We start from the raw sequence: 20,285 nt of genomic DNA, 5'->3' as shown, positions 1-20,285 counted from the left end.
CAAAATTCGTAACCTAATGAGCCGGTTAGCTTAACAAGGAAATTCAAAATATGGATCAACAACGTTTAACTCACCTACAGCAGCTCGAAGCGGAAAGTATTCATATTATCCGTGAAGTTGCTGCTGAGTTTGATAACCCAGTCATGATGTATTCGATTGGTAAAGACTCTTCAGTCATGCTGCATCTTGCGCGCAAGGCTTTTTATCCTGGCAAAATTCCGTTCCCTTTACTGCACGTCGATACCGACTGGAAATTCCGTGAGATGATCGAATTTCGTGATCGTACGGCAGAGAAATATGGTTTTGAGCTTTTGGTTCATAAGAACCCAGAAGGTCTTGCTATGGGATGTAGCCCGTTCGTACATGGTTCTTCAAAGCACACTGATATTATGAAAACGCAGGGATTAAAGCAGGCTCTGAACAAGTACGGCTTTGATGCAGCGTTTGGTGGCGCGCGTCGTGACGAGGAAAAATCACGTGCCAAAGAGCGAGTGTACTCATTCCGCGATAAGAACCACACCTGGGACCCAAAGAATCAACGTCCTGAGCTTTGGAAGACGTACAATGGCCAAGTCAATAAAGGGGAAAGCATTCGTGTATTTCCGCTTTCAAACTGGACAGAGCTGGATATCTGGCAATACATCTATCTAGAGAACATCGAAATTGTGCCTCTCTACCTTGCTGACAAGCGTCCTGTGGTTGAGCGCGATGGCATGTTGATCATGGTTGATGATGATCGTATGAAGCTAGAACCAGGCGAAGTGATTGAAGAGAAAAGCGTGCGTTTCCGTACGCTTGGTTGTTACCCATTAACCGGTGCGATCGAATCCGAGGCGAATACGCTAACGGGCATTATAGAAGAAATGCTAGTCGCCACTTCAAGTGAGCGTCAAGGCCGAGCGATTGACCACGATCAGTCAGGATCGATGGAGCTTAAGAAACGTCAAGGTTACTTTTAGGGTGAATAGACCCTTTGATCTAAGGAAAGATAATGAACAGTACAGTTGAAGCTCAATTAGCCGAGCTTGGTATCGAAGGCTATTTAACACAACATCAGTACAAGTCCCTGCTTAGATTCCTGACTTGTGGCTCGGTTGATGACGGTAAAAGCACCTTAATTGGCCGTTTGCTCCATGATTCCAAACAAATTTATGAAGATCAGCTTGCTGCCGTTCACTCGGATAGCCAGCGAGTGGGCACCACGGGTGAAAAACCAGATTTGGCATTGCTAGTGGATGGTCTCCAAGCCGAGCGCGAGCAGGGTATTACCATCGATGTGGCGTACCGTTACTTCTCTACCCAGAAGCGTAAGTTCATTATTGCCGATACCCCAGGGCATGAGCAGTACACCCGTAACATGGCAACGGGCGCTTCGACTTGTGACCTCGCGGTGATCCTTATTGACGCGCGTAAAGGGGTGTTGGATCAAACCCGTCGTCATTCATTCATTTCCAATTTACTCGGTTTGAAGCACTTTATTGTGGCGATAAACAAGATGGATCTGGTGGATTACTCACAATCGCGTTTTGAAGAAATTCGTGATGAGTACCTGAAGTTTTCTGAGAACCTAATTGGTGAGACTGATATTCAGATCATTCCAATTTCAGCTTTAGAGGGCGACAACGTGGTCGACAAAGGACCAAACTTAAGTTGGTTTGAAGGTCCGTCGCTATTAGAGCTGCTTGAAGAAGTGGATATTGATCAATCAAGAGATGCAGGGGATTTTCGCTTCCCAGTGCAATACGTGAATCGCCCGAATCTGGATTTTCGCGGTTTTGCTGGCACGATTGCTTCAGGCTCGGTGGAAGCCGGCGATGCGATTAAAGTACTGCCATCGGGCAAAACGTCTACGGTTGCACGTATTGTGACGTTTGATGGCGATGTACAGCAAGCCCAAGCGGGATTGGCAGTGACGCTAACACTGAGTGATGAAATCGACGTCAGCCGTGGTGACTTGATTGTGCTTGAGAATGCGCAAGTAGAATCAACCAATCACCTGTTGGCGGATGTCGTATGGATGACGGAGCAACCCCTGCAACCAGGGCGAGACTATGACATCAAGATTGCAGGTAAGAAGACGGTGGGGCATGTAGAGTCTATTCATCACCAATATGACATCAATAATTTATCGACTTATGGTACGCCAGAACTGCCACTGAATGGCATTGGTTTATGTGAGTGGTCGCTGAACGAGTCTGTCGCTCTCGATAATTACCAAGCGTGCGCGGACACGGGGGGGTTCATCATCATTGATCGTCTGACGAACGTAACCGTTGGTGCGGGGATGGTGAAAGAAAGCTTGGCTGAAGTTGAACGTGGCCTTGCTGATGTTTCAGCGTTCGAAATTGAGCTTAATGCTCTGGTTCGTAAGCATTTTCCACACTGGGAGGCCAAGGATCTGAGCCAGCTACTGAAGAAGTAATCGGTTCATTGAGCCTGGCTGAATTGCAGCACCAGTCAGGCTGATTTTTCCCCAAATCCAGAATGCTCAGGAGGTCAAAGAAATCGAGCATTTTGGCATTCTTCTTTTATGGTTTTGTTTTTGTAGCTCGTTTTTCACGTTGTATATCACGCGTTGTAAGAGTGATTCTTTTTGTCCGGTTCGGGTTTGTTAGTAAGGAAAGGCTATGTGGGAACAAGGATTGGTATTGGCGATTTTGCTGGGCATTATTACTTGTCTGCTCGTAAGTAAAATCAAACCGAGCCATGTCTTCGCTGGTGCCGCTTTTGTCGCCTTTATGGCCGGTATGATTGAACTTAACACCATTGCTGCCAACTTCACTAATTCTTCTCTACTGACTTTAGTCTTGTTGATCTTGGCATCTTGTGCATTGGAGAAAACGTTACTTATTAGTTGGGTTAGTCGCAGTATCTCGAAGGGGAGCCTCGGTCAGGTCATTGCTAAGTTAGGCTTTTCAACCGCGTTATTGTCCTCTTTTACCAATAACACTGCCGTTGTAGTCTCTTTGATTGGTGCGATTAAGCGCAACCAGCAACATGCCCCATCTAAGTTGCTGATCCCGCTATCTTACGCTGCTATCTTTGGTGGTACGTTAACGCTGATAGGAACCTCGACCAACTTAATCATCAACAGCTTTGTGGAAGATGTGGGCTTACCGAGTTTGAGCTTTTTTACCCCGACCATGATTGGTTTGGCAGTGCTGGTGGGCGGGCTGCTCATCTTAATTCCATTGAGCTATTTATTGCCTAACTATGATGATCAGAACCAAGAGGATTTGCCATACTTTTTAGAATCTCGTGTGGAGCCTGGGTCACCTCTAGTCGGGCGTACCATCAGCGAAAATAATTTACGTGCGCTAAGAAAGTTGTTTCTAGCGGAAGTGATCCGAGATGAGGTCAGCGTCCCCTCGGTTGGACCTGATTTTGTGTTAAAAGCGAAAGATCGCTTGCTGTTTTGTGGGGATGTTGAAAGTGTGGCCACACTGCAAGAAATTTCTGGCCTGACGTTATTTGGTCATCAGCATCTTAACGGGCAGCATTTTATAGAAGTCGTTGTGAGTTCGTCGGCGACCTTTTGTCGTAAGACGCTCAAAGAAAGCCGATTTCGTGACCGCTTTGATGCGGTGGTGGTGGCGATTCGTCGTGGTCATGAGCGCCTTGAAGGTGGGTTAGGTAACATTACGTTAGCGGCAGGCGATACCTTAATTTTAGTGCCCGGTAAGCGTTTTGAAAGTGAACGCCGAGCGCATCGTAAAGAGTTTGTTGTGATAAATGATCTGGACTCCAGTGCCCGTTTGGATGCCAATAAATCTTCACTGGTGTTACTCGGCTTTGCGTCAGTCATCGGTTGTGCACTCCTTGATGTCATTCCGCTGATTAAGGGCTTAGCCGCTTATCTCATCGCTTTGCTTGCATTCGGTGTTGTACAACTTTCTGAGCTTCGTCGTCGTTTCCCCATCGATATCGTGGTGATAGTTGGCTCAGCGCTGTCGATTGCACAGCTAATGCTCTCGTCCGGTTTGTCGGTGAGAATGGGTGATATGTTTATTGAAGCCTTTAATGGCTGGGGTGTGTTAGGGGCACTGGTGGCGACTTATATTATGACCTTAGTGCTGACAGAGTTGGTGACGAATAATGCGGCGGCGGCGCTGTCTTTTCCTATCGGCTATAGTATGGCTGTAGGGTATGGTGTTGATCCCATGCCATTTATTATGGCGGTGTTGTTCGGCGCCAGCGCAAGTTTTATTTCTCCTTACGGGTATCAAACTAACCTGTTGGTCTACAGCGTAGGGAATTACAAATTGACCGATTATGTGCGAATTGGTGTGCCGATATCCATCGTGTATTCCGTGTTGGTACTGACACTGATCCCGGTCTTCTTTCCGTTTTAATCTGTAAATTTACAAGGATACGTTATGGCTGCTGAAACAGCGGTAAAAGATGGAAACATTGTTTGGCATCAGCACTCGGTTGATAAACAGCGTCGTGCGGAGTTAAAGCAGCAAAAACCAGCGGTGTTATGGTTCACAGGGCTGTCCGGAGCAGGGAAGTCCACCATTGCAGGGGCGTTAGAAAACCGCTTATCTGAGCTGGGGTACCACACTTATTTGTTAGATGGCGACAACGTTCGGCATGGTTTGTGTAGTGATTTAGGTTTTTCTGAGCAAGATCGTCGAGAGAACATTCGCCGTATTGGTGAATTGGCTAAGCTAATGGCGGATGCAGGCTTGATTGTGCTGTCTGCATTTATTTCCCCACACCGTGTTGAGCGTCAGTTAGTACGTGATTTACTGCCTGATGGCGAGTTTATTGAAGTGTTCGTCAATGCGTCTCTAGAAGTGTGCGAAGGGCGTGATCCGAAAGGGTTATACAAAAAAGCGCGCGCCGGTGAAATATCGAATTTCACTGGTATTGATTCTGAATATCAAGCACCAGCTAACCCAGAGATCGATTTGCCCGCAGGCGACAAGAGTGTCGAAGCGCTAGTGGAATTGTGTTTGGCTGATCTAACACAACGTGGTGTGATCCGATAAAAAAGCATTTGGATCATGGGTGGCCAAAAAGTCACTAAGCTGTTTAAAGAGCTTTTGGATCATCAGTGATAAAAAGCTCTTTTTTCTGAACTAAACGGTGTGATTCACCGTGGTTTTCGCTTCGCTGTGAACGCTAAATTTCTGATTTAAAAGGGTCAACATCTGGTCGTAGTATTGATTGTTAGGTTTATTGCCAAGCAGCTTACACAACTCATTGCCTGTTGGCGTAAAGCGGTAATACAGAAGACGGACACCTTTCGTGTTCACTTGCAGTGACAAACTCTTACCTTGGTAGGTGAGCATCAAAGGTACTTCGATACCAATCTCTCCTGATTCTAATTCTGTGCTGTGCAGAAGTCCCAGCTCAATCAACACCAGTAAACTCGAATAAGGAAGCTGGAAGCTGCCCATATTGAGGTTGCTAGTGGTATCGCGTTTACCAAAGCTAAATATTCCGCCATGCGCTTTGTAGCCAATGAGCAGCTTTTGGCTGCTGTCACCACCAAAACTGCACGCTAAAGAGGCGGCTCTTTGCAGCGTTTGAGCTTCCTTGGGTGACATGTCTTTCAATGCTTTTAGTGCCTTCATTGAAGTGGCTCCTGGGTTGATGACCTCTCGCTTCAGCACTTGCGCCCATAGTTTTTGCATTGAACTGTTGTGGATGTTCTGCGCCATATCGAAAAAGCGGTATAACCAATCTTGGTCTGGCTCTCCGGCGGTTTCATCTCGGCATGAGCTGTGCGCTAACTTAAGGATCTGTTCTAGGTTTTTCTGTCTTTGCTCTTGGCGGCGCTGCTCACGCAGTTGTGCACGTTCTAGTGCGGTTTTTGCAGGCGGTTCGCTTTGTAGCAGTGCGTCGAGCCCATAAGTCTGCGCAATGGTTTGAACACGGCTCGCGCTGTCTTTGATGTAGCCAGTCTTTTTGTCATGGTGACGTTTTTTCTGACAATTGGGTTTGTGTTCGATGACAATAGGTTGCTTTGCTGGTTCTGCCATTTATTTTCCTACCAAGGGCTTGCGGTTCTCGCTTGCCTAAATTTACACCTTAATACGATGGTCGACCAGAGAGTGATGCTCAGATTTTGATACAAAAAAGGACTATTCAAAATGATAACAAATTGTTAAGATTGTTATCACTATTTTGGAGGGGCGATGAAATATTCAGAGACAAGCAAACTGAAAAAGCACCTGTCGATCGCGCTTATTTTGATTCTGTATGTCGGGGTTTTAGCGTACCTATCCCGCTATATCACGTAACTTGCTGGCATGAAAAAGGCGTCAAAATGACGCCTTGGTGCACATTATATACTGACTGAAAAACGTACTTTTGTTCCGCTCACTACATATCATCGTAGGCTTCGATGCCTGTGCCTTCGATGACGTAGGCCGTTTGTGCCAGTTCATGACTTATGGTTTCTGTTTTTAATTCGCCAACCACGTAAATCACATCCCACAGTTCTTGCACGGGTGCGCCTTTAGGAAATTTTACATAAATGATTTGGTTTGGCGGCGGCGGTGGTACATGGATACACGCGCCAAAGTACGGCACCAACAGAAATTCAGTTACGGTATTTGCATCCCCCTCTAGTGGGATAACAAAACCAGGGATTTTCACCTGACTGCCATTCAACTCTGGTCTTACATTACCTATTTTTGATTGCTGTGCAGCGTCACCGTTGTGATCAGAAGAAGGCATGCCGATGCTGTCAAACATCTTGCGCTCCGATTCTGGTATGAGATCTATCCAATCTAGTGTTAGAGGCTCTTCGTCACTGGCTATCACAGGCGAAGCCAATGAGAAGATCAGCGCAACAGCGGTGAGAATTTTTGTCCACATCTTTTTTAAATCCTTATTGTCATTCCATCACTGAGTGATTGTCGATAAGCTCGGAATGCAGGGATGAAGCCAATGACTATCCCCGCGCATTGAACGAAGCCAAGTAACATCCATTCATACGATGAGAGGGCGCTTAGCGTCAGGTGTATGCCATAGTGTTGTTGAATGATGGGTTTCAGTAGGGAAAGTATGGCATAAAGCCCTACGATACCCGTCACAATTCCGCTTGCTGTCAGGAGGCTCGCCTCACTGATCAACAGAGAGAAAACATGCCTTGGTCGTGCGCCCATGGCGCGGAGAATCGCCATTTCTCGGCGACGTTCTTGCAAACTGATGAGAAGGCTGCTCAACATGCCAAGCAATCCTGCCACGACGACAAATCCAGACACGGCCATTAATGCTTGTTCTGCGATTGACATCATGCTCCATAACTCATACAAAGCAACGCCGGGCATGATGGCACTGAGCGGTTCTTTTGGATAGGTATTGATTTGCCGTTGTAGGGCAAAAGTTTGAATGCGTGACTTTAGTCCCACCAACATTGCCGTGATCTGCTTGGGCTGAAAGTCTCTTGCGCGTAGTTCATCCGCTTTTGGCGTCGCCCCGAGACGTGCGCCACTTTCCCAACCAACATGGATGGCTTCGATGGCCTCGAGAGAGACGTGGACTGTTTTATCGACAGGCGTTCCCGTTGGGGCAAGAATGCCTACGACCTTAAAAGGTAAATTATTATGGCGACTAAAGCCAACGTCACTGATGCCATGGGCGATAATGATTTCGCTGCCGAGCTTATAACCGAGCTGTTTTGCTACATCTGAGCCAAGCACGGTTTCAAATAATCCATTGAATGGTTTGCCTTGTGAGAAGGTAAGTGGTTGCTTACTTCCATACTTGTAATGTTCGAAATAGCGATGGTTTGTTCCCATCACGCGAAAGCCTTTATGAGAATCCCCCAACGAAATGGGAATTGCCCAGTCGACGGCGCGATGGTTTGCGAACTCTTGGTAGCTCTTCCAGTCAATATTGTTCGTGGCATTGCCGATTCTGAATATCGAGTACAGCAGCAGGTTCACTTGACCTGAGCGCCCGCCGACAATTAAGTCGGTTCCTGAGATGGTGTTGGCAAAGCTGTCTTTTGCTTGAGTTCGAATGCGTTCAACGCCTAATAAGAGTACGACCGAAATCGCGACCGTCATGATAGTGAGGATCGCAGTCGCTTTGCGGTTCATCAGGCTTTTCCAAGCGAGCTTGACGACAGTACTCATGATGCCGCTCCTCGATTTGAGGTTAGATTGATTTCAGGGAGATTAAGTGTTCGGTCGAACAAGGACTCAAGGGTTGGATCATGGCTAACAAACACTAACGTTGCGTTAGCAAGGTTCGCTTGTTCCATAAGCAACTCAATAAATGCCATGCGATTGTCATGATCCAACGCGGATGTCGGTTCATCGGCAATGACCAGTTCTGGCTGGCCAATTAAAGCTCTCGCGGCTGCGACACGTTGTTGTTGTCCGATACTCAGTTCTGATACTGGCTTATCGTGCAGTTCTTTAGGTAAGTGCAGGCGTTCTAGCAGTGTCGTCGCTTGCTCGACCAGTGATGAAGTTGATGCATTAGGCGTGACACGATCGCTACGGATCTTACTGAACTGGCATGGAATTAGCACGTTATCAATCACATTTAAGTAAGGCAACAAATTGAATTGTTGGAAGATATAGCCAATGTGATCGGCACGAAACTTATCTCTTTGGCTTGCTCTTAGACTGGCCAATTCGGTACTTAGTACCGAGAGGGAGCCTGAGGTTAAGGTATTAATCCCCGTTAGTAGAGCGAGTAGCGTCGATTTACCACAGCCACTAGGACCCTTGATGAAAACATGTTCACCTTGGGCTATGTGTAACTGTGGGATATAAATGGTCGCGTTTTCTGAGCCGGGCCAGACAAACTGGGCATTCGTTAGCTCAACAACGTTTGATGTGGTTTCAGTCATAGTAAATCACCAAAGCACCGACGTGTTAGTAAGCACTCACACGTCATGTGAGTTATTTAATTGAGATCTTCGCGTTGTCTTTGCTTAGGTTAGTCGCAGACTGAGTGGTATCAGTGAACAGATTCACATTGATCGATTCCGTGGTTGGGAACGTCTTGAACCAAGTGGTATCAATGCTGTTTAGGTCTGCTATCGAGTCACAGTGGTAGCGGTATTCCCCTGTGAACTCACCGTGTCCGCCGTGTTCACGGTTGTGACCTTGGTGATCGTGATGTTCATGACCGTTATGATCGGAGTGGTCATCATGTGTGTGTTCATTATGAACATGATCTTTATGCTTGTCATGGTCATGCTTATCGTGATCGTGCCCTTCATGGGCGTGGTGATCATGACCTTCGTGCGAATCTTGGCCTAGCGTATGGGAGACGTAGACGTCTTCAATCACGCACTTCGCTTGTTGGTTGATAGCAAATAGTTTGTTGGTATCTTTGAGAGCAGCAATTGCGTTGTTAAGTGCCTTCTCTTGTTCTGCGTTTTCTGTTGCGTGCTCAAAGCCCACGATGTCAGCACCTGGAGAAGTGATTTCGATCAGTAGGTCTTTACCGTCTTGAGCAATATTGAATTCTACGTGACCGTGCTCGTGCGCTTTGTGCTGACGGTACTCTTCTGCGTTAACCGTGGCGGTTAGTGATAGACAGATAACAAGAGCTAGAGCGTGTTTAGATGGCATTTTATTATCCTAATTTTGCTTAAATTTTTTGATATGGTTGCGGTTTAGATTATGCGATTAGCAACCCTAATTCTAATAAGGGGACTTCTTAAGTTTAAGCAAAGATTGGAGGTGCGCGTGCGGTATAACGCACGTCACTAATGCTGAATTGCCTCTCTATGACGTCAGAATGCGTGGCGCGCTGGTAGGTTGGCGCGAAAGTCTCAGGTTGATGCTTGACCAAGCCATGTTGTGCGCCGGAAAATAGTTGGCAATGATGATGGCTATGATGCTCAGGTGTGAGATCGAGTTGATGGGTGATGGTGGCAAAGTTCCAAGCGATCAGCAACGTGACACTGAATAGTACAACAGTGCGGTGCAATTGATAGGTGATTGCTTGCCAAAGGTGATGCATCTTAGAGCCTGAAATAATACCAGTGTTATAATATAACATTTATTTGTAGTGAACGTTCCCCCTTTTGTTAACGCTAAGCCATTTATCGACATCGATACCCAAGTACCTGAGGCTACATGGGTATCGATGTCGATAAGGCTCCTTGTCAACGCGAACAAGAAGCCTGAGTCAATCAGATGTTCTGTTTGATAAGGCCTAATACTTGATTGATCTCATTAGGTGATAGGGCACCTTCTTTGATAAATAAAATCTTACCTTGCTTGTCTTGTACGATGATTGCAGAGCTTTCTTCTTTCAGTGCCCACGAGCTTGCAATGACACCGCTCTCATCCAATACCATGGACGACCAAGGAAATTCTTTTTTACTGTCTTGCGCTGATGATTTTACAAATGACCCCGTGCCCCAGATCGAATCATCTTGGTTAATGATCGTCGTTGTTTGGTAGCTATCTTGTGGTAATTTCGCCTCGATTAATGCAGTCATCAGTGGCGCATTCATTTCTTTTGCGCTAGTGCGTCCTGCAATCGCTTGGATCACGCGAACCTTTCCAAGCATGTGCTGTGTCGCCCATGGTTGGTAAGCGACGCCTTCACCTTGCAGTACGATTTCACCGTAAGCGTTTACTTTCGCGGCAGGCACTGTTTCGCCAAGCTTTAGGTTAGTAGCAAGAGCAAGGCTAGGAGTGAGAGCGATAAAAACAGAGAGGAGAGTCTTAGTTTTCATGTTGTTATGTTCCATGTGGGTTATGTAATTTGCCAAGTATACACTTAGAGTGAATAAAAATGTAGAACGACAATTAACAATTACTTAACATTTGCCGTATTGGTTTGTTGCGATAAGTCTAAAATTTGGTAAAATAAATTCTGTCGCAAATCGCGCATAAAGTTGCCATGGAAAGAGTTATAGGTATTTTTTCTCAAAAGGATATTGAGGTTGGTTATGCTTCGTGAGTTTGTTGTTTATCGTCCACGTCAAGTGGCGCGTTTCGTTAAGACGTTATTCAAAGGGCAATTTTCAATTGCTGGAGTAGGCCAGTTCCATTTTGATAACGGTAAAGTATTATTACCGGACATCAAGGATCCTAAGCAACTTTCCGTATTTAAAGAGGTGAACCAGGCAATATTGTCCTTGCCTGCTTAATTAGGAATTGCAAAAGAGCGACGATGGTCGCTCTTTTTGGTTTTGCTAGAGATTGGGTGGGAAGCATACGCCGGTACCGCCTAATCCGCAGTAACCATTGGGATTTTTTGCCAAATATTGTTGATGGTAGGTTTCTGCAAAGTAATAGGGGCCAGCGGGCCGGATCTCGGTGGTGATTGCAGAGCGTTGATCTTCTTGCAAGGCTTGTTGATAGCGCGTTTTTGATCTTTCAGCGGCGTCTTGTTGAGTCTGAGAGTAGGTGTAAATCGCTGAGCGGTATTGAGTCCCCAAGTCATTGCCTTGGCGCATGCCTTGAGTCGGGTCATGCTTTTCCCAAAAAGCGGCCAGAAGTTGCTCGAGTGAAATAATACTTTCATCAAAGAGCACTCGTACTACCTCGGTATGCCCTGTTTTGCCACTGCACACTTCCTCATAGTTTGGATTTGGTGTATAACCGCCCGCATAGCCGACGGATGTCGAGATCACTCCTTCGAGTTGCCAAAACAGGCGTTCTGCGCCCCAAAAGCAACCCATACCAAATAAAATTTGCTGTTGTTTACCCTGTGGTTTCGCCGTGAGGCTGGAACGATTGACAAAATGAATATCTTCAATCGGCATCGATACCTCTCGTCCCGGCAGTGAATCTTCTATACTGATCATTGTCTGTTTGTTGAGCATAGTATTTGTCCTTCAATACGAGTCTTAATGTTACGAATTTTTTAACTAAGTCGGAAACTTATGTTGGTCTGACACAAATCGCAGTAAACCTATTTATATTACAGATTTGGTCTTTGAACCGCGTTATTGTTGTTTACGTTAATTTAATCTCACTAGCTAAAAAAATAAGCATGATAAGAAAAGCTATTCCGATAATTGCTAGCCTAATTGTTTTTTCTCAAAGCACTTACGCCGATGTGTCCTTAAAAATCAAAGGGCTTGATGGTGCGCTAGAAGACAATGTGACCGCTTACCTTTCCTCGATACCAGAAAAGGATTATTCCACCTCTTTGCGTTTCCAGGCTCGTTTGGAAAAAAGTATCAATGAAGCGCTTAACGCGCTTGGCTATTATCATGCGACAATTTCATACACTAGTACGAAAGAGAATGATGAGTTGATCGTTAATGTCACGCCAGGCAAACCAATCCGTGTGAAAACCATGGATGTGGTGATCTCTGGGGAGGCTAAAACAGATGAAGAATTTATTAATCTTATTGCAAAATCGCCTCTAAAAGTCGGACGAGTGTTAAACCAAGGTCAATACGATAGCCTGAAGTCCGGAATTCGAAATCTAGCGCTGCAACGTGGTTATTTTAATGGTGATTTTACGCTTCATCGCCTTGAAGTGATCCCCGAACTCAATCAAGCCATTGTACGATTGCACTATGACAGTGGTATTCGTTATCACTTTGGCGACTTAGACATTATCGGTAGTCAAATCTGGGAAGAGAGGGTTGCGTCTTTAAGCCCATTCAAAAAGGGTCAGCCTTATTTAGTATCGGAAGTGGGTGAATATAATCAAAACCTATCCAACACAGACTGGTTCTCATCGGTATTTGTTGAGCCCGATCTGAGCAAGCTCAAAGACGGTCGTGACATACCGATAAAGGTCTCCTTAGCGCCGGCCGCTAAGAATCAAATTGAAACCGGTATTGGTTATTCCACGGATATGGGCGTGCGCGGAAGGCTAAAATGGAAAAAACCATGGGTAAGCGCTCGAGGCCATAGCTTCAATACCGCATTGTCACTCTCTAAACCTGAACAAACCATTATCGCGGGTTACAAAATCCCGATGGACGACGTGCTGCGCGAATATTACCAAGTTCAGTTTGGTCTCAAACACCTTGATAACCGTGACACCGAGAGTTTGGAGTCCAACTTGGCTTTTGGGCGGTATTGGCTCACTGATAATGGATGGCATACCGTTTTGTATGTTCGTCATCTATACGAAAACTTCTCTCAGGGCTTGCAAGATGATGGCGTGCAGTTTTTGTTGCCAGGTACAACCCTATCTCGAACTCGAACGCGCGGCGGGAACATGCCAATGTGGGGGGATAAGCAGAGTGTCACGATTGAGTATGGTGATCCTGCTCTGCTATCTGAAACACGAGTATTACGCCTACTCGGAGGAACATCATGGATTCGTAGTCTTGGTGAAAACAACCGTGGACTATTCCGTTTAGAAGGCGGAGCGAACATCACGGATGAATTGGAAAAACTCCCTCCATCGCTGCGTTTCTTCGCTGGTGGTGATAACAGTATTCGTGGTTATGGCTATGAATCGATTTCACCCAAAGATGCCAGTGGCGCATTAACGGGTGCAAAATATATGTTAGCGAGCACATTGGAGTATCAATATCGCGTTTACGGCAATTGGTGGGGAGCGGTGTTTTACGATATTGGTGATGCGTTCAATAAAACCCCAGTGTGGCAATCCGGTGTCGGTGTGGGCGTTCGCTGGGCATCACCTGTCGGTCCGGTGAGTATTGACTTTGCTTGGGGGTTAGATGCCGAGCCCGATCCAGACTTTCGTATCCACTTCTCATTGGGACCTGAACTATGATCAAAGTGATGCTTGAGTGGACGAAATGGTTGTCGTTCGCTCTACTTAGTTTGGTGTTGTTGATCGCGATTTTTATCGCGACCTTGTTGTTTACTCATCCCGGTTTAAAGCTGGCTTTGTGGGGCGCTGAAAAAGTGTTGCCTCAGCTGCAGGTTGAGAAGGTGCAGGGGGCGTTGTTTCCACGTTTTGCTCTGCAGAATATTCACTTTGTTGATGAGTCACTTCATATTGATGCGAAGGTTGAGAGCCTGACTTTAGCGACAAATTTCCGTTGTTTCACCGATCCTAAAGTGTGCGTAGATGAACTTACGCTGCAAGGTGTGAACTTCCAAATGCCATCGTTGCCTCCGAGTGAAGACGTAGAAGAAGAGACGCCTCCACTGCGTTCGATCAGTACGCCAGTGCCAATTTTTGTTAATAAAGTCAGTTTGAACGACATCAATTTGAACATCTTGGGTAACCAAATTGACTGGCAAGATTTTTCCACTGCGATATCGATGCAGGGCGATCGTTTAGTCATTGCTCCGACAGTATTGAAAGCGATCAATGTTGCGTTGGCTCCGAGTGAAGAAGCGGCGGAAGATAGCACAGTACAAGAGACTGAAACGAAAAAAGATACAGCGGCTAAACCAGAGGCTGAGTCCGAGTCAAAAGACATCCTATTGCCAGAGGTTTGGATCCCTCTGAGCGTGGAAGTGCAGCGCTTGGATATTCATGACTTTAAACTGGCTGGGGAAACGCCCGTTATCGTGCATCATCTCGGCTTAGAAGCCAAAGTAGGCGGGGAGAAAGTCGATGTAAAAACGCTTGAGCTAGATATGCCAGAGGTGGAAGGAACGCTAAGCACACAAGTCACCTTATCTGCCGATTACCCAATCCAGGCACAGGTCGACGCACTTGTGAAGCAAGCGGATGTGAAAGGTCAGAAGCTATCACTTAACGCATCTGGCTCGGTGGGGGCTCTGTCATTGAATGCGACTTTGTCTGACTTGGTTAAGGCGAAAATTCAAGGCGAAGTGCAACCGCTTAAATCAGAATTGCCATTTGATATCAATCTTAAAGACGTTGAAGCGCAATGGCCGCTAAGCGGAAAAAGTGATTACCAAGTCTTGGCGCCGAGCTTGGCCGCTAAAGGATCGTTAAACGGCTATACCGTTGTATTGGAAACTCAAGCCTCAGGTAAAGATATTCCAGCGGTTGATGTCACTTTAAATGGTAAAGGAACGCTAGAGCAAATCGATTTGGACAGCCTAGTGGTGAAAACCTTAGGTGGTGAGCTGTCAGGAAAAGTGATGGCGAACTGGGCGGAAGCGATTAACTGGCAAGCCGACCTCAATTTGAAGCACATTCAGCCGGGCTTGCAATGGAAAGAAGCGGAAGGTGACATCAGTGGTCGTGTATCGACGTCAGGCTCACTGACAGATCAAGGCGGTTGGCAAGTTAGCTTACCTGAGCTAGATATTGACGGTATCTTGCGTGGCTATCCATTGCATGTTGAAGGTCAGCTAGAAGCTTCGGATAAGAATGGTAAAGGTGAAGACATCCAGCTTAACACCCAAGGTTTAGTGCTGTCTCATGGCCCGAACCAATTGCGTGCAAAAGGTAACATTAACAAACAGATACTGATGGATGTTGAGGTTAACTTCCCAGACTTGGCAAAAACGGTACCGGATCTTGGCGGTAATATGAAGGGAGCCGTTGCTTTACGTGGCAGCTTGAAAGAGCCAGAAGCTAATCTCGACCTCGTTCTTAACCAACTGAGTTGGCAGAAGCATGCAACAGTGGAGAACATTACCCTGAAAGGTGATGTTACCCCTATGCCGACCCCAGAAGCGAACTTAAGTTTGGTCGCGAAAAACATCACTTATGATGATGTGAAGCTAGACAGTGCGGATCTTGAATTATCCGGTGATGAGAAGTTGCACCAATTGACCCTTGATGTCGTGTCAGATGTGGTGTCTGCGAGTCTAGAGATCGAAGGCTCCTTTAAACAGAAACCAGAAATGATTTGGGATGGCGCACTTCGCCAGTTAACACTGAGTTCACCACAAGGTCCTTGGAAGCTACAAAAATCGACGGCGGTTACCGTCAATATTGATAAGCAAATCGTAGATGTTCAAGCCCATTGTTGGTTACAAGCGAAGTCTAGTGTTTGTTTGACTGAAGATATCCGTGTTGGTAAAAGCGGTGAAGCTAAGTTGGCTATTACTAACTTTGATTTTGACCAAATCAAACCGTTCTTGCCGACAGAAATTAAGTTGCAAGGTTCCGTGAACGCTAATGCTTTCGCTAAATGGGCGTCGGACAACAAACCGGAAGTGACGCTGAATGTTGAGATGCCAAAAGGTCAGGTGGAACAAACGCTAGAGCAACCAATCCAAATTGGGTGGAACAGCGTGAGTCTTAAAGCGACATTGGCTAAAGATAAACTGGATGCAGAGTGGTTGCTCGATGTGACTGACAACGGTGATTTATCCGGAAAGGTGTCGCTCAATGATGTCTCATCAGAGAACCCGACGATAGGTGGCAAGATATCACTATCAACATTTAATTTGGATTTTCTCTCTCCATTGGTTGGGGAGTACAGTTTATTGAAAGCCAATATGAGTACCGACCTTACACTGTCAGGAGATGTGATGCACCCGCAAGTTAATGGTCAGTTCTTGATTGATCAAATGAAACTGCGAGGCGAAGTGACGCCGATTGATGTTGATTCTGGTCGGGTGGCAATTAACTTTACTGGGCACCAAGCTAGTCTAGATGCAGGCATCATGACTCCTGATGGTAAGCTTGAAATCAATGGTGATGCAGATTGGCGCGACCTTGATAATTGGCACACTAAAGCTCGAGTATTTGCAAAAGAGTTGGAAGTCGATATGCCACCAATGATCAGAATGAAAGTTGAACCGGATATGACCATCAATGTCACACCGAAACTTGCTAAAGTGGATGGGAATATCAATTTGCCATGGGCTCGCATTCTGATTGATGAATTGCCGCCAAGTGCGGTTGGTGTATCTAAGGATACGGTCATCTTGAATAAAAACATGCAGCCCGTAGACGGGGATGAAACGTTTCCGTTCAATGTTGAGACAGACATCAATATTAAGATCGGTAATGACTTCCAATTATCGGCGTTTGGTCTCAAGGGGGATTTGCAAGGAGACTTGAGGGTTACTCAAAGAGATAAAGGCCCATTTATTGTTGGTGAAGTGAATATCATCGATGGTTCTTACCGTTCTTTCGGCCAAGATTTGCTGATTGAAGAGGGTAAGATCATTATGAGTGGGCCAGTTGATGAGCCGTATGTATCCATTAAAGCGATTCGTAACCCGGATAATACTCAAGATGGTGTGACGGCAGGAGTTCGTGTGACTGGTCCTGCTAGTGATCCTAAGGTGGAAATTTTTTCTGATCCTCCTATGCCTCAAGCGAATGCACTATCTTATTTATTACGCGGGCAAAATATTGATGCGGAATCGGATGGTAATGCCATGACGACAACCCTCATCGGTTTGAGTTTGGCGAAGAGTGGTCGAGTCGTAGGAGAGATCGGTGAAGCCTTTGGTGTACAGGATTTGCAACTCGATACGGCGGGCTCTGGTGATGATTCACAAGTTACCGTGAGCGGTTATATTCTCCCAGGATTACAGGTGAAGTATGGGGTCGGTATCTTTAATTCTTTGGGTGAGTTCACCATACGTTATCGTTTGATGAAAGATCTGTATATTGAAGCCGTGTCAGGGGTGGATAGTGCGGTCGATCTGCTTTATCAGTTTGAATTTGATTGATCATGGTCTGTGATCATCGCTAAGGAGTGATTATGCAGCAGCTAGTGTTTGTGTATGGAACCTTGCGTAACGGAGAGCGCAACCATCATTTTCTGAGTAACGCGGAGTTCCTAGGGCACCATGAAACGGATGCTCAGTTTGCTTTGTATGATCTTGGTCCGTATCCCGCATTATCAATTGGGCACAAGGCGGTGCAAGGTGAGGTGTACTTGATCGACGACAGCACTCTCATGGCGCTAGATAAGCTGGAAGATGTTCCAGTTGAATATCGCAGAGAGACTATCATTACGCCTTTTGGACAAGCTTGGATCTACTTGTATCAGGATACAGAGCAGTTGAGCGAAGAGGTGGCTTCTGGAGATTGGTGTCAGAGGGTGTGAACGATACTGAGAGCAGTAACGACAGCATGCAGTGGCAACAATACGGTATGCAGCGAGCGGAAGCGGGTGACTCAAAACTCTCCATGCAAGAGCTCAATAAAGGCGACGACTTATATATGGCGTACAGTAATGGCTATGAAAGCGGTCGAGCTAATTACTGCGCACAAGACGCTTTCACGCTCGGTGAAAGCAGGCTTTATTAGCGAGGCATTTGTGACGATTTAGATGATCGATTCCGTCGAGAATACGAATTAGGGCGCACATCTAAAGGCAGCAAACGCTATTCATGAGTGAGGAGTAATGATGAGACTATTTGCGATTGGCGCTATGCTGCTTTTTCTCAACGCTTGTGCGCAAACCACACTACCCAGCTCTGTTAACGCGACAGACTGGCAAGCTTTCGGCAAACAAACGGCACTTAATGGCTCTCTTGAGTTGTCTGAAGAGCGTATTGCCAAGTTAGATGACACTAACCGTGCTACTCCTGAACTTATCATGGCCTACCAAACTGGCTACCAAGAGGGTAAGGAAGAGTATTGTCAGCAAAGTGCTTATATTCTCGGAGTACTAGGCACACCTTACTTAGGCATCTGCGATGATCTAGACCCATTTTTCCAATATGATTATGAATCAGGCAGACGGTCGACGGCCGGTGGGTATTAAACAAAGTTATGACAACGAAAAAGCGCTGCCGATTGGCAGCGCTTTTGTTACCTGATACCTGCGATTATTTTTTTTGAGCACGCTGGTAAGACTCAATAATTTCTGCTTTTGCTGCTTCTACATCAGCCCAGCCATCGACCTTTACCCACTTTCCAGATTCAAGCTCTTTGTAGCGCTCAAAGAAATGTGTGATTTGTGCTTTTAATAGCGCTGGAATATCACCCACGTCTTGAATATGTTCGTATTCTTTGGAAACTTTTGAGTGAGGAACGGCAACCACTTTGGCATCTTCACCTGATTCATCGGTCATTTTCAGCACACCGACCGGGCGGCAACGAATCACCGATCCAGGGATCAATGGATAAGGGGTTGGAACCAATACATCAACAGGGTCACCATCGAGAGAAAGCGTGTCGTTTACGTAACCGTAGTTGCATGGGTAGAACATTGGTGCTGACATGAAGCGATCGACAAATACCGCACCAGACTCTTTATCGACTTCGTACTTGATGGGGTCTGCATTTGCAGGAATTTCGATGACGACATAAATATCGTCAGGAAGGGATTTACCAGCGGGTACGTTGTTTAAGCTCATTTGAATATTCCTTTTCATTGAAGGCTAAGTATAATCTGGCTAATATTTACGCAATTTACTTTAGCGATAAAAACACGGCGGGTAAAGGCCTGCCGTGTTGGGAGTATTCGATCCTCAGCGATAAAATTAGACTTCGTCGCGATTTAGCTCAAGAAATTCTTCGACTTTTCTTACCATATTTTTTGAACCAACGAAGAATGGCACACGTTGGTGAAGTTCGGTTGGCTGTAAATCCAGAATGCGGTTCACGCCATCGGAAGCAATCCCGCCAGCTTGTTCAATTAAGAATGCCATCGGGTTACATTCATAAAGCAGGCGCAGTTTGCCTTGAGGGTGGCTTTGCGTACTAGGGTAAAGGTAAATCCCACCTTTTAATAAATTACGGTGGAAGTCCGCAACCAAAGAACCGATATAGCGAGACGTGTATGGACGCCCATCTTCAGGTTCATTCTCCTGACAGTATTTGATGTATTTTTTAACACCAACAGGGAAGCGAATGTAGTTGCCTTCGTTTATTGAGTAGATCTGACCGTCTTCTGGGATCATCATGTTCTCATGAGACAGGCAGAAACTGCCAATGGATGGATCGTACGTAAACCCGTTTACGCCATTGCCAGTGGTGTAAACCAACATGGTGGATGAACCATAAATCACGTAGCCAGCGGCGACTTGTTTGTGACCAGGTTGCAAGAAATCTTCTTCTGTTGCTGGTGTACCGATAGGGGAAACTCGGCGGTAAATGGAAAAGATGGTACCGACTGACACGTTCACGTCGATGTTTGATGAGCCATCGAGTGGGTCCATTAATACCACGTATTTTGCGTTTTGGTTGAGTTCTCGATTGAAGGCAACCGCTTCATCTTCTTCTTCACTGGCCACGCCACATACTTGGTCGCGAGCTTCAAGCGCCGCTTTGAACTTGTCGTTCGCATAAACATCGAGCTTTTGCTGGGCTTCACCCTGTATGTTTTCTGTACCGACTGCGCCAGTGATATCACCAAGGCCGGCCGCATTGATTTCGCGGTTTACGATTTTGGCAGCCAAACGAATGGAAGCTAAAAGAGATGAGAGATCGCCGCTAGCGTGGGGGAAGTCCACTTGCTTCTCTACGATGAATTCGCCTAAGGTGCGCATTCCTGACATGGTTAATCCTTACTTTTCAATTCAGTGGGGGCTCGCACAATGGGACATCTCTTTATGAATGTTAAA

Annotated in this window: 20 protein-coding genes; 10 read left to right on the top strand and 10 right to left on the bottom strand. The window is 46.1% G+C overall.

Annotation, left to right across the window (positions count from 1 at the left end):
- Positions 1 to 50: 50 nt before the first annotated feature.
- The 4 genes from cysD (at position 51) to cysC (ending at position 4,994) form a co-directional block, all read left to right on the top strand.
- Positions 51 to 959, top strand: coding sequence for a sulfate adenylyltransferase subunit CysD (gene cysD, locus AK965_RS12705; RefSeq protein ID WP_099079970.1), 909 nt, complete (start codon positions 51 to 53; stop codon positions 957 to 959).
- A 32-nt stretch (positions 960 to 991) separates the two neighbouring features.
- Positions 992 to 2,422: a sulfate adenylyltransferase subunit CysN gene (gene cysN / locus AK965_RS12700; protein WP_099079969.1), complete on the top strand. Its 1,431-nt coding sequence runs from the start codon at positions 992 to 994 to the stop codon at positions 2,420 to 2,422.
- A gap of 205 nt (positions 2,423 to 2,627) precedes the next feature.
- Complete coding sequence (locus tag AK965_RS12695; RefSeq protein ID WP_099079968.1) at positions 2,628 to 4,352, top strand: SLC13 family permease; 1,725 nt, start codon at positions 2,628 to 2,630, stop codon at positions 4,350 to 4,352.
- 24 nt (positions 4,353 to 4,376) lie between these two features.
- Entirely contained in the window at positions 4,377 to 4,994 is a 618-nt protein-coding gene (gene cysC / locus AK965_RS12690; protein WP_099079967.1) for an adenylyl-sulfate kinase, read from the top strand.
- A gap of 90 nt (positions 4,995 to 5,084) precedes the next feature.
- Here cysC and AK965_RS12685 read toward each other — a convergent pair whose 3' ends face one another.
- The 7 genes from AK965_RS12685 to AK965_RS12655 all read right to left on the bottom strand — a co-directional run bounded on the left by AK965_RS12685 (position 5,085) and on the right by AK965_RS12655 (position 10,669).
- Positions 5,085 to 5,990, bottom strand: a complete 906-nt coding sequence (locus AK965_RS12685) for a TIGR03899 family protein (RefSeq protein WP_099079966.1) — start codon at positions 5,988 to 5,990, stop codon at positions 5,085 to 5,087.
- Positions 5,991 to 6,333: 343 nt separating this feature from the next.
- On the bottom strand, positions 6,334 to 6,831 hold the full coding sequence (locus tag AK965_RS12680) for a DUF3299 domain-containing protein (protein WP_099079965.1): 498 nt from the start codon (positions 6,829 to 6,831) through the stop codon (positions 6,334 to 6,336).
- Positions 6,832 to 6,836: 5 nt separating this feature from the next.
- Positions 6,837 to 8,096: an ABC transporter permease gene (locus AK965_RS12675; RefSeq protein ID WP_099079964.1), complete on the bottom strand. Its 1,260-nt coding sequence runs from the start codon at positions 8,094 to 8,096 to the stop codon at positions 6,837 to 6,839.
- A complete protein-coding gene (locus AK965_RS12670; RefSeq protein WP_099079963.1) occupies positions 8,093 to 8,821 on the bottom strand; it encodes an ABC transporter ATP-binding protein in 729 nt (242 codons plus the stop codon). The genes AK965_RS12675 and AK965_RS12670 overlap by 4 nt, the downstream gene beginning before the upstream one ends.
- Positions 8,822 to 8,873: 52 nt before the next feature.
- Positions 8,874 to 9,551: a DUF2796 domain-containing protein gene (locus AK965_RS12665; protein ID WP_099079962.1), complete on the bottom strand. Its 678-nt coding sequence runs from the start codon at positions 9,549 to 9,551 to the stop codon at positions 8,874 to 8,876.
- Positions 9,552 to 9,645: 94 nt separating this feature from the next.
- Positions 9,646 to 9,945 (bottom strand): DUF2607 family protein, encoded by a 300-nt coding sequence (locus AK965_RS12660; protein WP_099080008.1) that lies wholly within the window; start codon positions 9,943 to 9,945, stop codon positions 9,646 to 9,648.
- 172 nt (positions 9,946 to 10,117) lie between these two features.
- Positions 10,118 to 10,669 (bottom strand): YtfJ family protein, encoded by a 552-nt coding sequence (locus AK965_RS12655; RefSeq protein WP_099079961.1) that lies wholly within the window; start codon positions 10,667 to 10,669, stop codon positions 10,118 to 10,120.
- A gap of 216 nt (positions 10,670 to 10,885) precedes the next feature.
- Here AK965_RS12655 and AK965_RS12650 point away from each other — a divergent pair, with 216 nt between their 5' ends.
- Positions 10,886 to 11,086: a DUF1107 domain-containing protein gene (locus AK965_RS12650; RefSeq protein WP_099079960.1), complete on the top strand. Its 201-nt coding sequence runs from the start codon at positions 10,886 to 10,888 to the stop codon at positions 11,084 to 11,086.
- A 45-nt stretch (positions 11,087 to 11,131) separates the two neighbouring features.
- On the opposite strand, the gene msrA is transcribed toward AK965_RS12650, so the two are convergent.
- Positions 11,132 to 11,764 carry a peptide-methionine (S)-S-oxide reductase MsrA gene (gene msrA / locus AK965_RS12645; RefSeq protein ID WP_099079959.1) on the bottom strand — a complete coding sequence of 211 codons (633 nt, stop codon included), beginning with the start codon at positions 11,762 to 11,764 and terminating at the stop codon, positions 11,132 to 11,134.
- Between the two features lie 170 nt (positions 11,765 to 11,934).
- On the opposite strand from msrA, the gene AK965_RS12640 reads away from it, so the two are divergent.
- From AK965_RS12640 to AK965_RS12620, 5 genes are all read left to right on the top strand, one after another.
- Positions 11,935 to 13,647: an autotransporter assembly complex family protein gene (locus AK965_RS12640; protein WP_099080007.1), complete on the top strand. Its 1,713-nt coding sequence runs from the start codon at positions 11,935 to 11,937 to the stop codon at positions 13,645 to 13,647.
- Positions 13,644 to 17,438 carry a translocation/assembly module TamB domain-containing protein gene (locus AK965_RS12635; protein ID WP_099079958.1) on the top strand — a complete coding sequence of 1,265 codons (3,795 nt, stop codon included), beginning with the start codon at positions 13,644 to 13,646 and terminating at the stop codon, positions 17,436 to 17,438. Before AK965_RS12640 ends, AK965_RS12635 begins: the two co-directional genes overlap by 4 nt.
- Positions 17,439 to 17,470: 32 nt before the next feature.
- Positions 17,471 to 17,818, top strand: a complete 348-nt coding sequence (locus tag AK965_RS12630; protein ID WP_099079957.1) for a gamma-glutamylcyclotransferase — start codon at positions 17,471 to 17,473, stop codon at positions 17,816 to 17,818.
- A complete protein-coding gene (locus AK965_RS12625; RefSeq protein ID WP_253252695.1) occupies positions 17,815 to 18,021 on the top strand; it encodes a DUF2799 domain-containing protein in 207 nt (68 codons plus the stop codon). The genes AK965_RS12630 and AK965_RS12625 overlap by 4 nt, the downstream gene beginning before the upstream one ends.
- Before the next feature lie 100 nt (positions 18,022 to 18,121).
- Complete coding sequence (locus AK965_RS12620; protein ID WP_099079956.1) at positions 18,122 to 18,481, top strand: DUF2799 domain-containing protein; 360 nt, start codon at positions 18,122 to 18,124, stop codon at positions 18,479 to 18,481.
- Positions 18,482 to 18,545: 64 nt separating this feature from the next.
- Here AK965_RS12620 and ppa read toward each other — a convergent pair whose 3' ends face one another.
- Positions 18,546 to 19,076, bottom strand: a complete 531-nt coding sequence (ppa, locus tag AK965_RS12615) for an inorganic diphosphatase (RefSeq protein WP_099079955.1) — start codon at positions 19,074 to 19,076, stop codon at positions 18,546 to 18,548.
- A gap of 126 nt (positions 19,077 to 19,202) precedes the next feature.
- Positions 19,203 to 20,219, bottom strand: coding sequence for a class 1 fructose-bisphosphatase (fbp, locus tag AK965_RS12610; protein ID WP_099079954.1), 1,017 nt, complete (start codon positions 20,217 to 20,219; stop codon positions 19,203 to 19,205).
- Positions 20,220 to 20,285 lie beyond the last annotated feature (66 nt).

The organism is Vibrio sp. PID17_43, from assembly GCF_002608565.1.
Taxonomy (GTDB): Bacteria; Pseudomonadota; Gammaproteobacteria; order Enterobacterales; family Vibrionaceae; genus Vibrio.
The sequence above is the reverse complement of the archived record's forward strand: the minus strand, read 5'-3'. Positions and strand labels throughout refer to the sequence as shown.